Here is a 14,319-nt window from a genome sequence, read left to right as displayed (position 1 = left end):
TCCGTGTCTCGGTCGATCAGCGGTTGGTGGAGGTGATGGGACGCACGAGCATGCCTTCATACAGCGCGTTCACGCCAGCTGTGACGATTTCGTCCCCCGGCTCCAGCCCCGTATGGATGACCACCTGGCCGCCCTCGATCGGGCCTGCAAGCACGGATTGACGGCTTACGGCGCCGGACTCCGCATCAAAGACCCACACCGAGAAACTGCCGTCAGGATTGGACGCCAGGGCCGACAGCGGCGCCACAACGCCTTGCGCCTGGTTGGACAGACTTTGCGGCAGGTTGACCGTCACCGACGCCGTCATCCCCGGCAGAATATTGGCCGGCACGGAGTCCGGCAATGCAAACAGAGCGGTATAGGTCTGGGAGGCCTGATCCGGCTCTGCCACCAGTTCGCGATATTCCAGCTGGAAGCTCTGGTCGGGCAAGAATGGGAAGCGCGCCACCATTTCCGGCTCGTCACCGCGATCCACCTGAGCGATCAGGCTTTCGGGCACCTGAATGGCGACCCGCAACTCGCTGACATCCTGAATGCGCACCACTGGCTGACCTGCCGAGACGGTGGTGTAGTTGTCGACAAGCCGGCGGCTGATCAGCCCGTCAAAAGGCGCGTTGATCGTCGCGTACTCCAGGTTCTGACGGGCGGTGTCGAGCGCGACGGCGCGCAGATCGTAAGCTGTCTGCGCGTCTTCCAACGCAGCGTCCGATGCGATGCCGCGCTCATTGAGCGTTCTCTGCCGGTCCAGGTTTTGACGCGCCTGTTGCAGCTGAACCTGCGTCTCGCGTCGGGCGCGTTCGAAATCCTGGGTCTCAAGCCGGGCGACCAGGACGCCCTGCTCGATCAGCTGGCCCTCGGAGACCGGAAACTCCGCAAGTCGACCGCCGACCTGAAAGGACAGGTCGACAGTGAGCCGCGCTTCCACACGCCCCACAAACTCACGCTGGTTCGAGGTCGCCGCCGCCTGTACGGCTTCAATGCGCGCCGCTCTCGGGGGGGCCTGCTCTTCAGGCTCTGCTGGTGAACATGCGGCCAGAACGCCAAGGGCGCTCGCCGCAAACATCAGATTACGAACAGTCATCGGGGAGGCTCCGTCACAAGAGCGATGAGGCGGGCTTCTATGGCTCCACGCTCATCTGGCGAACAGGTTTCAAGGCCCAGGATCTCAGAGAAATGCAGGCCATCCGCGGCCAGCATCACGATCCGGGCGACGTAAGGGTCAGAGGCGTGGGTCAGCATGTCTTCGCGAATTTGCTGGTGGACACGCCGGATCGGTTCAATCAGCTCAGGGCTTTCCGCCAACGCCGCCAGCAGGCCCATATGCACCTGCCGATCCACATGCTTGTCGTCAAAAAACGCCGAGATCAGAGCCGGTAGAAGCGGAGCGTTTTCAGCGACGGCTTGCACCTTCGCAGTCTCGTGCCGCTCGAGGAAACGGTCGGTCATGCGCTGAATCATGCCTTCGATCAGCGCCTTCTTCGACGGGAAATTGTAAAGAACGCCACCCTTTGAAAACCCGCTTTCCTTGACGACAGCGTCAATGGTCAAGCTGGCGCCATCGCGTGCGACCACGCGTTCCGCCGCGTCCAGAATGAGCTCGGACGTGCTCGGCTTTTCTTCGGATTGGCTTGCAGTAGGAGTGTGGTTCAAGGGCCGCGCCTCACGCTCTGACAGTGTTTGCTGCACTGCATCTATACCGTCTGGACGGTTTTACAACCCCTAACCGACCAGACGGTACACACTTTGTTACAAAGAACGCCCCTACGGCCTCTCATGTGACAGAATCTTGAAAAAGACGGCTCCAGCCGATGCTTTGACTTCCCGCATCGCCTCGCCCTTGCTATCGGGTGGCGCACAACAGCGCTCCGGCGCTGCGAGGGGCCTGAACAATTAGGATATGATCTCATGGCGGATCTTGGTCAGCTGGGCGTTTTCGGGGTCCCGCTATTTGCGTTGATAGGCTTCATGTTCGCCGCCTACGCCATTGTGGCGAACGATGTCATCCAGACGCTCGGGACTTTTCTGGCGTCCAACGCCAAACGTCCCTGGCTGGTTCTCTGGGCTTTCGCCGCCTCCATCATCGTTGCGGTGATGCTTTACGGATATTTCGGCCAAGACGGCGATATCGCCTTCGGACGCCTGAACCGCATCCCCTATCCTGAAACCGGCATTCAATGGTGGCATATCCTGCCGCCGCTTGTGTTGCTGATCCTGACGCGGTTCGGCATCCCGGTCTCCACCACCTTCCTCGTTCTGACCATTTTCACCTTGACCGGCGGCTCCGCCACTGCGGGCGTGCTGGGCAGCATGATGATCAAGTCCTTGCTGGGTTATCTGGTCGCCTTCGGTGCTGGTGCGCTGCTCTTCGCGCTGATCTCGCGCATGTTTGAGACCTGGGTGTTCAAGACCGATGTCGAGGACCACGGCACGCCGAACTGGCATATTCCAATGGTCGCCGGGCTGACCGCGCTTCTGGTCTACCTGCTGGTGAACGGGCCGAGCCTGCCGGACCTCGCTGACGCCAACTGGATCGCCACGGGTCTCGTCATCGCTGGCAGCGTTGTCGTCGCGATCGCCACCCATCGATTCAACACCTGGTTCGTACTGCAATGGCTCTCGACCGGCTTTTTGTGGTCGCAATGGCTGATGCAGGATTTGGCGAATATTTTCGTCTACCTTCCCCGCGAGACCGTTGTGGACCCGGTGTCCGGCGATGTCAGCGTTACCTTCTCGTTTGGACTGTTGGTCTTCGCGACCTTGCTGATGCTGGGCCTGCACGCCCTGATCTTCGCGGCCCGCGGCGGCGAGATTCAAAAGATCGTTTTGTCCAAAACCAACACCGTGGATGTGCGCGCAGCCACCGTCGTCGATTTCGCCTTCGGCATCATCTTGATGTATTTCAAAGAGATCAACGACATCCCCATGAGCACGACCTGGGTCTTCCTGGGCCTGCTGGCCGGGCGCGAACTGGCCATTTCCTTCGTCGCCAAACTGCGTGGCGTCAAAGATGCGGCTTTTGACGTGACCACTGACATTATCCGTGCGCTGATCGGCCTTGTGATTTCAGTGGCCATGGCTCTGGGGCTGCCCTTCCTGGCCACGGGCAATCTGCCCAATATCGGTGAGGCCCTGGGCTTCGCACAGGTCGAGCCGGTCTCGTCTGATGTGTCTGACCTGGCTCAGTCGTCTGACGCGAATTCTGATACGCGCTAACGCACCGCTTAAAACTTACATTTCAAAGACCCCGTCGTCCCGGCGGGGTCTTTTTTGGCGCAGCTTCTCCTCAGAGCTGTAAAAAACGCCATTCAATGATGGCGGGTCCGCAGGTCCGTGCTAAATCCGTTGTGGGCAGGGTTTATTAAGGGGATTGGTTGGGCATGCAGACCTCGACCAAACAGGATGGGGCCGAGCCGGAGAAATCAGGCTGGGTCGGCTGGATACAGATCGCCGTGATTATTGCGGTCATCGTACTCGCGATGATCATGACAGCCGTCTTGTCGTCTGGCGGCGGGCGTGAGCCCCAGGCCGCTCCTGAACGCGCGGCCACACCCGTACAGATCATCCGCCCCACGCAAGCCGCCCATCAGGTCGAAATCGCTCTGACCGGATCCGTCGCCTCTCCGTCTGACGTTACGTTGACACCGCAAGTCGGCGGGCGCGTCATTGAGGTGTCGGAGGCGGTGCGCGCCGGCGCTCATTTCGAGCCGGATGAGGTGTTGTTTCGCATCGACCCGCGTGACTACGAAGTGGCGGTGTCTCGCGCACAGGCCAGCCTCGCCGATGCACGCAGCGCGCTCGACCAAGTTGAGGCTGAAGCTGAGATCAATCGCGCGGAATGGCGCCGCGAATACCCCAATCGAGAGATCACGCCCCTCGCCGCCCGCGAGCCGCAACTGGCCGCCGCCCGGGCGCGTGTCGCCTCCGCCCAAGCCGACCTGTCCCAGGCCCGCCTCAATCTTGAACGCACCGCGATCAGTTTCCCCTTCCGCGGCCGTGTGATTGAAAGCCGCGTCGAAGCGGGGCAATTGGTCAGCGCCGGTCAAAATTATGGCTCGGTCTATGACATAGCCCGCCTTGAGATCATCGCTCCGATCGCCCCAGCCGATCTGGAACGCCTAACCCCGGCTGTGGGGCGTCTGGCCGACCTCTCGGTCGGAGAAAGCGCCTTGAACCTTCAAGGTGAGATCGTTCGAGAGGGCGCCAGCTTGAACGCGCGCACCCGCTTCATCGACCTGTTCATCGAGCCGGCGTCTCCAGACGCCCTGCGCCCCGGGCAGTTTGTTGATGTTCGGGTCTCTGGACCGGATCTGGAGGAGAGCGTCGTGACGCCCGCTTCCGCACTCGCAGGGCTGAACCAGGTCCGGATCGTGCGTGACGGCCGCATCGAGGAGATCGAGGTCGTCGTGCTGGATCGCGTCGGCGACCAGGTCTTTCTCCGCCCCTTCGATTTCGGGCAGGGCGTGATCATCACCCCCGTCCCTGAAAACGCTCTGGGACGCCGTGCTAACATTCTTACCGCTGACGGGGCGGCTCAGTGACCGAGCCAGCTCTGCCCCCTTCCGCGCACTCAACCTGGCCCGGCAAAGGCTTGATCACCTGGTTTGTCCGCAACCCCGTTGCGGCCAACCTTTTAATGGTCCTGTTTCTTCTGGGCGGCGGCATTACAGCCTTCACCCTGCAGACAGAGGTGTTTCCCACCCTTCAGCCCCGCAATGTGCAGGTGGCGGTCATCTATCCCGGCGCAACGCCCGGAGATGTGGAAGACTCCATCACCCGCCGCATCGAAGAAGCCGTGATCGGGCTGGAAGGCGTGGACCGGGTCCGCTCGGTCGCCTCGGAAGGCCGCGGCACGGTCACCATCGAACTGCAGGACTTCGCCGACGCCCAAGTGGTCAAGGACGATGTGGAGACCGCCGTTTCCGCCATCGCCGATTTTCCGCCCGCTGACGCCGAGCAGCCCCAGATCCGTGTGCCTCAGCCTGTCACCACCATTCTCACCTTCGCGCTGACCGGCACTGTGGATGAAGCGTCCTTGCGTGAAGCCGGCTCGCGCATCGAGCGCGACATGCTGGCCGCTGACGGCATCTCCACCGTGCGTTTGCGCGGCGTACGGGCGCTGGAGATTTCCATTTCAGTCTCCGAAGACGCCCTGCGCCAGTACGGGCTGACCTTCTCGGAAGTCGCGAACGCCGTACGCGACGCCTCCGTAGACCTGTCGGGCGGGGAAATCCGCACACAAGCCGACGATATCCTTTTGCGCACCAACGCCCGGCGCGAGACCGGCGCAGAGTTTGAAAACATCATCCTGCGCTCGTCTGAAACCGGGGCGCGGGTCCGTCTGGGCGATGTGGCCGAAATCAATGACGGGTTTGAGGAAGACCCGCTGATCTCGCGCTTCAACGGTCATCCCGCAGTCTTCATTGATGTCCAGACCCAGGGGTCTGAAGATCTTCTGGGCGTGCGCAACACCGCAATGGCGTTCGCGGACGCCCTCGACTTGCCGCCCGGCGTGCAGATGGAGCTGGTGGTTGATCAATCCCAGATCTTCCGTGACCGGATTTCACTCTTGGCGCGCAACGCCATCATCGGCTTCACACTGGTGTTCCTGCTTCTGGTTCTGGTGCTCGATTTGCGCCTGGCCTTCTGGGTGTCCATGGGCGTTCCGATCTCGTTCCTGGGCGGATTCGCCCTGTTCGGAATCGCCGGGGTCACGATGAATTTCATCACGACGTTCGGCTTGATCGTGGTGCTGGGGATCGTGGTGGATGACGCCATCGTGGTGGGCGAGAATACCGACCGCGAACGCCAGAAAGGCCGCTCTGACGAAGACGCCGCCATCGCTGGGGTCACCGGTGTCGCCGCACCGGTTCTGGTCGGGGTTCTGACCACCATGGCCGCGTTCGGCCCGCTGATCTTTTCAGGCGGCACGTTTGGCGAGATCACGCGCCCCATTCCGATCGTGGTGATCTCGATCCTGGCGATCTCGCTGGTCGAGGCCTTCTTGATCCTGCCCTCCCACCTGGCGCATGGCGGACACTGGTCGCGCGGACCGCTGGCGCGGATTCAGGACCGGGTGGCCCGACTTCTCACCGCCTTCGCCGATGGAACCGTCAGCCGCTGGGCGCGCTTCGCGGCGCGCATGCGCTGGCTGGTGGCGGCCGCCGGCATCGCCATCCTGGTTCTGGTGATGTCTCTGGCCTCGTCAGGGATCGTCCGGTTCGTGTTCTTCCCGGCGATTGAATCTGAACAGATCACCGCCGATATCAGCCTGCCCGACGGGGCGCCCTTCGCGGCCACCCGTGACGCCGCCGAACACATGATCGCCGCCGCGGAAAGCATCCAGCGCGAATACGCCGAGACCGGCGAACCGGTCTTCAAATCCATCGAAGCGACAATCGGCGGCCGCACCAGCCTGTTCGGGGGGCCGGGCTCCAGCTCGACCACGACCATCGCGTCCAACGCCGCCCAGATCCAGGTCCAGCTGACCCCGTCCGCGGATCGGACCACCAGCTCGTCCGAACTTGAAGCGCTCTGGCGGCAACGCACCGGCCAGCTGGCGGGCGTAGAGCAGCTCTCCATCATTTCCTCGGCTGGTCCGCAAGACTCAGATATCGCCTATGAATTGTCCCACCCTGACACCCCGTCTCTGGAAGCGGCGGTGCGCCGACTCGCAGAGTCTCTCGCCCAGCTCGACGGCGTGTCCGAGATCGAGGATGGGCTCGACATCGGCAAGCGCCAGCTCAACTTCACCCTCACCCCTGCGGGCGAGGCGGCGGGCCTGAGCCCGCGCGATGTGGCCCGGCAAGTGCGTCAGGCCTTCTTCGGTGAAGAAGTGCAGCGCATTCAGCGCGGCTCAGACGAGCTGCGGGTCTTTGTGCGCTATCCCGAAGACGAGCGTGTGGGCCTGTCGGACCTGACCGATCTGCGCATTCGCACCGCTGACGGACAGAGCCTGCCGCTCAGCGTCGCCGCCACGCTCACCGAAAGCCGCAGCTATACCCAGATTGAGCGCATTGACGGACGCCGCATCGTGGAAGTGACCGCCGATGTGGATGAAGCACGCCTGACCCCTGGCGAAGCCCGGGCGCAGGTCGAAACCGTCATGTTGCCGCAACTGGTGGAGCAATATCCCGAGCTGCGCTGGACGCTGGCGGGCGCCGGGCGCGAACAGGCTGAAGATTTCGCCAGCCTGGGCCAGGGTCTGCTGATCGCCATCGTGATCATGTACGCTCTGCTCGCCACGCAGCTGCGCAGCTATGTGCAGCCCATCATCATTCTGATCGCCATTCCGTTCGGCATCGGCGGCGCGATCCTGGGGCATTTTATCCTTGGATATCCGCTGTCCTTCCCGTCCATTTTCGGCATGGTGGCGCTGTCCGGCGTGGTGGTGAACGCCTCGATCGTGTTGATCGACCGCTATAATATCAACCTGGCTGAACGCAGCATGTCGCCTGTGGACGCGATCGCCGAGGCCGCGGGTCGCCGCTTTCGCCCGGTCCTGGTGACAACGCTGACCACCGCATTGGGCCTCTTGCCGATCATCGCCGAGCAAAGCCCGCAAGCCCAGTTCCTGGTGCCCATGGCGGTGTCGCTGGGTGCGGGCCTGGTCTTCGCCTCGATCTCCATCCTGATGCTCTTGCCTGCGCTGGTGCTGATCATCGACGATCTGCGCGGCGCGCCGCTCAAGAGCCTGGCGGGGATTGTGGGCCTGGTTGTGGCGCTGGTCCTGATCAATATCGCCGGGCTGATCGGACTGATCGTGCTGGCCGCTATCGGCGGGTTTATCGGCTGGCGGGTCTTGCGGCGTCGACGCCTTAGCGCCTAGCGCTGACGAGCTCCAGGGCCGCCTCTAATGCGGGGTCTCGCCCCTCAAGCCAACTTTCATAGGTTTCTGGAGCCAACACATCAGGATTGAACCCTTGGCCAAACTCTGGATTCTGCATGGCGCTGCGCTGGTATAACCACGGTACGCGGACAACGATTCCGCTATTGGGCAAATTCAAGAACCAGATGACGCCCGCTGTAGGCCCTTCCTGGCTCCCCCCTGTTCGTTCACCAACCAGGGTGACACGGGATTGTTCCGCCAGAACGCCATATAATTGGGTCACCCCTGAGGCGTTTCGCCGACTGGTCAGGATAATCACCTCGCCTTCAAAGGCATCGCCGGCGCGAGCGAAGCGATTGGTCTGATTATTGGCACGCGCACTAACATCGCGACGTCCGTCAGGTCGTTCAGGGTACCAATCGGGATTCGGCGACAAGGCGTTCGGATCCCATGTCTGGATATGATCGCGCAATCCTTCAAAGTCGATCGTCGTCACCCAGATCTCGGACGTATGCTGAATCGGCGTTTCCGAGCTGAGATAAGAGAGCAGGCTTTGCATCACCTCGGTTGAGCCGCCACCATTGCGACGCAAGTCAACGATCAGGGTTTCAACCCCATCTGCGTTCAGCTCAGAAAAGATTGGCTGGAAGACCGAATAGGGACTGATAGGCGTGCGGTAGTTCACAAACGTTTCCACGCTCAGCACCGCGACGCCGTCTGCCGGTCGCTCAATACGAACGGCATCCGGGTCGGAAAAATTGCGCCATCGTGCTTCTCCACCCAGCGCCCGGAACTGTGCATAACCAATACGGGGCAGCGTTATGGTGCGGGCGCCAGGCTCTCCGGGGCGCCGAACTTCAAGCACGACCTGATCATCATCAGGATTCAGCAAGGCGTCGAAATGATCAAAGCCCGAGCCCAGGAATTCACCGGATCGTTCAAGTTCCGCATCCCGCACATGATCAGTATACCCATCGACGGGCATGAACCGGCGCGCAGCCTGCAACCGGTCTGAGACCGGGTCGCCATCAATGCGGAGCACTTCATCGCCGCGCTCGAGCGCCACCCCCTCCGCGAAATGCTCCACATACATCCGGCCCTCAAACAGGCGCATGCGGATCGGCAGATAGGTGGGCGCTGTTTCTCGCGACTGCTCAACGCTGTCAGGCAACTCCGCCTTGGTATGATCACACCGGATATCGGCCAAGAGCGCAGAGAGCCCCAGATACAGTTCTGGTAAATCCGCCCCGTCTTCCGCAGCACGCGCCATAGCGGCCCAATGGGCGTCCAGCTCAGCGCGCTCGGTATAGCGATCATACCCAGGATGCAGACGTTCCAAAGCTTCACGCGCCAGGGCCAGGTCTTCGCGGACCTCTTCTGGTGCGAACTGCGCAAGAGAAGGCTCAGCTTGACTGACAGCAAGCGTCAGAACGGCAAGTGAGAAGAGCATGGCGACCTACAAATAAGAACTTTACGAAGCCCAAACTATACGGCGGCCATGAGGTCTCAGATCATTACAAATGAAAAACGCCGGCCCGAGGGCCGGCGTTTTCATGTCTGATAGAGCGACTTGCGCCTATTCGGGTTTGGGCAGATCAGCGCGGACTGATTGCTCCTTGGCGATGCGGGCGATCAGATCGTCGACCTTCATCGTGCCCAGATCGCCATGATCGCGGTGACGCACGGCCACTTCGCCGTTTTCCGCTTCCGCGTCGCCGACCACCAGCATGTAGGGGATCTGGCGGTTCTGGGCGTTACGAATTTTCTTCTGCATCCGCTCGGAGGCGAGATCCACCTCGACGCGGACGCCGGTGTTTACTGAATCCACCTCGGCGAGGAACAGCTTGTCCTTCACCGCTTGCGCATACTCTTCATGGCGATCGGCAATCGGGATCACCACCGCCTGGGTCGGGCTGAGCCAGGTCGGGAACTTGCCCGCATAATGCTCGATCAGGAAGGCGGTGAAGCGCTCATGGCTGCCCAGCGGCGCCCGGTGGATCACATAGACCGGCTTCTTGTCGCCATCGGCGGCGGTGTATTCCAGCTCAAAGCGTTTGGTGGCCATGAAGTCGAGCTGGTTGGTGGAAATGGCGTATTCGGTGCCGACCACCGACTTCACCATGAAGTCGACTTTCGGGCCGTAAAACGCCGCCTCACCCTCAACTTCCTTATACGGATAGCCAGACTCGTCCATGGCCTGCTTGAGGATATCGAGCGCCGTCTTCCAGCCCTCGGCGTCATCGACATATTTGTCGAGATCTTCCATGTCCGGCAGGGACAGGCGCATCCAGAAATCATCAATGCCGAACAGGCGGTAATAGTCCGCGTGCATGTGCATCACGTCCAGGAACTCGTCCTTGGCCTGGTCGGGACGGCAATAGATGTGCGCATCGTTCTGGCAGAAACCGCGCACCCGCATCAGGCCGGACAGACCGCCCGACGCTTCATACCGATAAACCTGTCCGTATTCTGACAGGCGCACCGGCAGATCGCGATAGGACCATTGGTCGTGCGCATAAATCATGTGGTGGTGCGGGCAGTTCATCGGGCGCAGATAGTATTCCTGCTCGTCGATCATGATCGGCGCATACATGTCGTCCGCATAGAACGGCAAATGCCCCGAGCGATGATAGAGCTCGCCCTTGGTGATGTGCGGGGTGGAAACCCGGCGATAGCCGGCGCGATGCTCGGTGATGCGGGCGAGCTTTTCCAGCTCGTCGCGGATCACATTGCCCGCAGGCAGCCACATGGGCAGACCCGCGCCGACCTCTTCCACCAGGGTGAACAGGCCCAGCTCCTTGCCGATCTTGCGGTGATCGCGCTTGGCCTGTTCTTCAAGGCGGGTCACTTCCGCTTCAAGCTCGTCCTTGGTCTCGTACGCCAGAGCGTGAATGCGCTGCAGCTGGGCGTTTTTGGCGTCGCCGCGCCAATAGGCGCCGGCGATGGAGCGCAGCTTGAATTCGCCCACCTGGCCGGAATGCTCCACATGGGGTCCGCGGCACAGATCGATGAAATCGCCCGTGCGGTAGAAAGTGATCTCGTCCAGGCCTTCGCCCGCGACGGATTCATCACCCGTCTCCTTGGCGATGGCGGTCGAGCCCTTGTCACGCAGCAGTTTGAGAAGCTCGACTTTGAAGTCCTGGCCTTCCTTGGCCATGTAATCGATGGCCTCGTCGATGCCGTGCGCTTCGCAGTAGAACTTTTTCTTCTTCTTGCGCAGCTCTTTCATGCGCTTCTCGATCTTGGGCAGATCCTCGACCGTCAGCGGCTCTTCGAGCTGGATGTCATAGTAAAACCCTGTGGCTGTCGCCGGACCCACGCCAAACTTGGCGTTCGGCCAGAGGTCCTTGATCGCCGCAGCCATCAAATGGGCTGCGGAGTGACGGCGCGTCTCTACCGGGATGTTATCCTGCGACATGATTTTCAGGCTTCTATGACAAATAAGAGGTTGGGATGAACGTAAGAACATTACGCTCATCTCCGTTTAAATCCTCACTTCGGGCCTGTCCATAAAGCCTGCTGCGCCGCACGCCTTCAAATTCCTAGACCGAGACCGAATGCCGGGCTTCGCTTGACGCGAGATAGCCGTCAAACGCCGCCGCCACGAGCCGCGCCAATGGACGGTAAGCCGGGTTGACCAGGATCCGGCCGCTCTCAATCGTCACCACGCCTGAAGCAATTAAATCCTCAAGGTCCGCTTGGGGCGCAGGCAAGCCATAGCAGGCCGCCACCGCATCTGGATCCACGCTGAGATAGGTCATCACCTGTTCGATGATCGCGGCGCGCATGGCGTCCTCGCGGCTCACCGCAACGCCCTTGCCGACAGGCAGGCGTCCGGCGTCCACATCGAGCATCCAGTTGCGGACATCCGCCTTGTTCTGCACATGGCCCTGTGGCGCCTGGCCGATGGCGGACGCGCCCAGCGCGATCAGCGTCTCGGCCTTGTCCGTGGTGTAGCCCTGAAAATTCCGGCGCAGGGTTCCGGTTTCAAGCGCCCGCGTCATGGGATCATCGGGGCGCGCATAATGGTCAATTCCGATCAGGGCGTAACCGCACTCGATCAGGGCGGCTTCCATGGCGTCCGCCTGTTTCAGGCGCGCCTTGGCGGCGGGCAGATCCTCATCCTTGATCAGGCGCTGGTGCGCTTTCATGTGCGGCACATGAGCGTAGCCGAACACCGCCAGACGATCCGGGTTCAACGCCGCAGCGGCTTCTGCGCTGGCGCGGGCGCTGTCTTCGGTCTGAAGCGGCAGACCATACAACAGGTCCGCGTTGATCTTCATCACACCGGCCTCGCGAAGCCGATTGAACGCCGCCTCCACCAGCTCATAAGGCTGGATGCGGTTGATCGCGCGCTGCACGGCTGGGTCGAAACTCTGCACGCCCGTAGACGCGCGGGTGAAACCGTTGCGCGCTAGGCCCTCGGCGTCATCACGGGTGAAATGACGTGGGTCGATTTCGATGGCGAGCTCGGCGTCCGCCTCAAAATCAAACCGGTCGCGGATCGCGCTCATCAGGCGGTCCATTTGCTCCGGGTTCAGAATGGCGGGCGTGCCGCCCCCGAGCGCCAGATGCGACACGGTCATCCGGCCCGGCAAGCGATCCGCGACCAGAGTCAGCTCTTTCAGCAAAACCTTCAGATAGGCCTCGACCGGGCCGTCCTGAGTGGTCGCGCGGGTGTTGCAGCCGCAATACCAGCACAGGGATTTGCAATACGGCACGTGAAGATAGAGCGAGATCGGCTTGCCGCGATCCAGCGTATCCAGCCAGTCGCCATAGACCGCCGCATCGACGCCCGTATGAAAATGCGGCGCGGTGGGATAGCTGGTGTAACGCGGGCTGCGCTGTTGGCCATAGCGCAGCAAGGTATTGATCCGGGACGCCATGACGGGCTCCAACTCTGTGCAAGATAGCCTCGCTTTAGCGTGCGAAGCCTGGACAGAGCAGAGGACCCGACGTCGCACGCGGCGACCGGTCGCAGGACCTAGCTGAGCGTGCGGCGCACCGCGTCATGCCAGCCCGCCATCTGGCGCTGGCGTACGGCGTCTTCCAGCTGCGGCGCGAACGCTCGCTCGGCCTGCCATAGCGTTGCAGCTTCAGACAGCTCCGAGAACATCCCGATCCCCAGCCCCGCCAGAAACGCCGCGCCCCAGGCGGTGGCCTCAGCGTTGACCGGGCGGACGGTCTCGACCGCGCAAATATCCGCCAGGCGTTGCATCAGCGCGTCATTGACGGCCATGCCGCCATCCACTTTCAAGGTGCGCACATCCACCCCATCACTGGCCACCGCGGTCAGAAGATCCTGGGTCTGGTAGACGGTGGAATCCAGCGCGGCGCGCGCAATCTCCGCCCGACCCGCCCCACGGCTCAGCCCGCATAACAAGCCGCGCGCATCAGGATCCCAATGCGGCGCCCCGAGCCCTGAAAAGGCGGGCACCAGATAGACGCCGCAGTCTGGGTCCGCGCTTTGCGCCAGCGCTTCGATTTCAGAGGATCGCGCGATCATCCCCAACCCGTCTCGCAGCCATTGCACGGTCGCGCCCGCCGACAGGATCGAGCCTTCCAATGCGAAGGCTGATTGGCCATTTAAGCGCCAAGCCGTGGTCGCCAAAAGCCGGTTTTCAGACCGGACCGGCGCATCGCCGGTGTTCACCAGCAAGAACGCGCCCGTGCCATATGTCGACTTCACCTCGCCGGGATGCAGGCAAGCCTGACCCAGCGCCGCCGCCTGCTGATCGCCCGCCGCTGCGCAAATGGGGATCGCCCGGCCCAGAATAGAGCTTTCGGTCTCGCCATACCGGCCCGCACTGTCCACGACGTCTGGCAAGACCGCGCGCGGCACATTGAACAGGCGCAGCAGCTCCTCATCCCAGTCCGCCGCCTCCAGCGCGTAAAGGCTGGTGCGGCTGGCGTTCGTGGCGTCGGTGATGTGAACGCGCCCGCCCGTCAGCCGCCAGATCAGAAAACTATCCACCGTGCCGAATGCCAGCTTGCCCGCTTCGGCCTTCGCCCGCGCGCCAGGAACGCTATCTAGAATATAGGCGAGTTTTGAGGCGGAGAAGTATGGATCGAGCACCAGGCCCGCCCGGTCGCGCACCAGCGCTTCGGCGCCCTCAGCGCGCAAATTGGCGCAGGTCTTCGCCGTGCGCCGATCCTGCCAGACAATGGCGTTATGGATCGGCTGGCCGGTTGTCCGGTCCCAGACCAAAGTCGTCTCGCGCTGGTTGGTGACGCCGATCGCCTGAACCGCCCAGCCTTGCGTCTCCGCGGCGCTCATGGCTTTGCGAGCGGTTGAGAGCACTGTCGCCCAGATCACTTCGGGATCATGCTCCACCCAGCCCGGCTGGGGATAGCCTTGGGCGAACTCTTCCTGGGCTGTGGCGATGACCCGCCCCGTCTCGTCAAAGACCAATGCGCGCGACGACGTCGTGCCCTGATCAAGAGCCAGCAATGCAGGACGGGACATGGTGAAACGCTCCGGGCAGTCTATGGTA

The 14,319-nt window shown here is 62.1% G+C and carries 9 protein-coding genes; 3 read left to right on the top strand and 6 right to left on the bottom strand.

Annotated elements, in window-relative coordinates; genetic code table 11:
- Positions 1-16: 16 nt before the first annotated feature.
- Together ACQ66J_RS09050 and ACQ66J_RS09045 are read right to left on the bottom strand one after the other, a co-directional pair.
- The gene (locus tag ACQ66J_RS09050) at positions 17-1,081 is read right to left on the bottom strand and encodes an efflux RND transporter periplasmic adaptor subunit (RefSeq protein WP_375550086.1); all 1,065 of its coding nucleotides are present in this window, start codon (positions 1,079-1,081) and stop codon (positions 17-19) included.
- Positions 1,078-1,650, bottom strand: a complete 573-nt coding sequence (locus tag ACQ66J_RS09045) for a TetR/AcrR family transcriptional regulator (protein WP_430431362.1) — start codon at positions 1,648-1,650, stop codon at positions 1,078-1,080. The genes ACQ66J_RS09050 and ACQ66J_RS09045 overlap by 4 nt, the downstream gene beginning before the upstream one ends.
- A 255-nt stretch (positions 1,651-1,905) precedes the next feature.
- Between ACQ66J_RS09045 and ACQ66J_RS09040 the strand changes: the two genes are divergently transcribed.
- The 3 genes from ACQ66J_RS09040 (at position 1,906) to ACQ66J_RS09030 (ending at position 7,825) form a co-directional block, all read left to right on the top strand.
- Positions 1,906-3,213 carry a hypothetical protein gene (locus ACQ66J_RS09040; protein WP_430431361.1) on the top strand — a complete coding sequence of 436 codons (1,308 nt, stop codon included), beginning with the start codon at positions 1,906-1,908 and terminating at the stop codon, positions 3,211-3,213.
- Positions 3,214-3,377: 164 nt separating this feature from the next.
- Complete coding sequence (locus tag ACQ66J_RS09035) at positions 3,378-4,538, top strand: efflux RND transporter periplasmic adaptor subunit (RefSeq protein ID WP_430431360.1); 1,161 nt, start codon at positions 3,378-3,380, stop codon at positions 4,536-4,538.
- The gene (locus tag ACQ66J_RS09030) at positions 4,535-7,825 is read left to right on the top strand and encodes an efflux RND transporter permease subunit (protein ID WP_430431359.1); all 3,291 of its coding nucleotides are present in this window, start codon (positions 4,535-4,537) and stop codon (positions 7,823-7,825) included. Before ACQ66J_RS09035 ends, ACQ66J_RS09030 begins: the two co-directional genes overlap by 4 nt.
- Here the strand turns inward: ACQ66J_RS09030 and ACQ66J_RS09025 are convergent.
- From ACQ66J_RS09025 to glpK, 4 genes are all read right to left on the bottom strand, one after another.
- On the bottom strand, positions 7,815-9,275 hold the full coding sequence (locus tag ACQ66J_RS09025; RefSeq protein WP_430431358.1) for a S41 family peptidase: 1,461 nt from the start codon (positions 9,273-9,275) through the stop codon (positions 7,815-7,817). The genes ACQ66J_RS09030 and ACQ66J_RS09025 overlap by 11 nt on opposite strands.
- A 126-nt stretch (positions 9,276-9,401) precedes the next feature.
- Positions 9,402-11,243, bottom strand: coding sequence for a threonine--tRNA ligase (gene thrS / locus ACQ66J_RS09020; protein WP_430431357.1), 1,842 nt, complete (start codon positions 11,241-11,243; stop codon positions 9,402-9,404).
- Positions 11,244-11,367: 124 nt separating this feature from the next.
- A complete protein-coding gene (hemN, locus tag ACQ66J_RS09015; protein ID WP_430431356.1) occupies positions 11,368-12,711 on the bottom strand; it encodes an oxygen-independent coproporphyrinogen III oxidase in 1,344 nt (447 codons plus the stop codon).
- A gap of 98 nt (positions 12,712-12,809) precedes the next feature.
- Positions 12,810-14,291, bottom strand: a complete 1,482-nt coding sequence (gene glpK, locus ACQ66J_RS09010) for a glycerol kinase GlpK (RefSeq protein WP_430431355.1) — start codon at positions 14,289-14,291, stop codon at positions 12,810-12,812.
- Between the last annotated feature and the right edge of the window lie 28 nt (positions 14,292-14,319).

It is taken from the genome of Oceanicaulis sp., assembly GCF_965284345.1.
Classification (GTDB): domain Bacteria; phylum Pseudomonadota; class Alphaproteobacteria; order Caulobacterales; family Maricaulaceae; genus Oceanicaulis; species Oceanicaulis alexandrii_A.
Note: the sequence above shows the minus strand (reverse complement) of the source record. Positions and strands in the feature narration are given on the sequence as shown.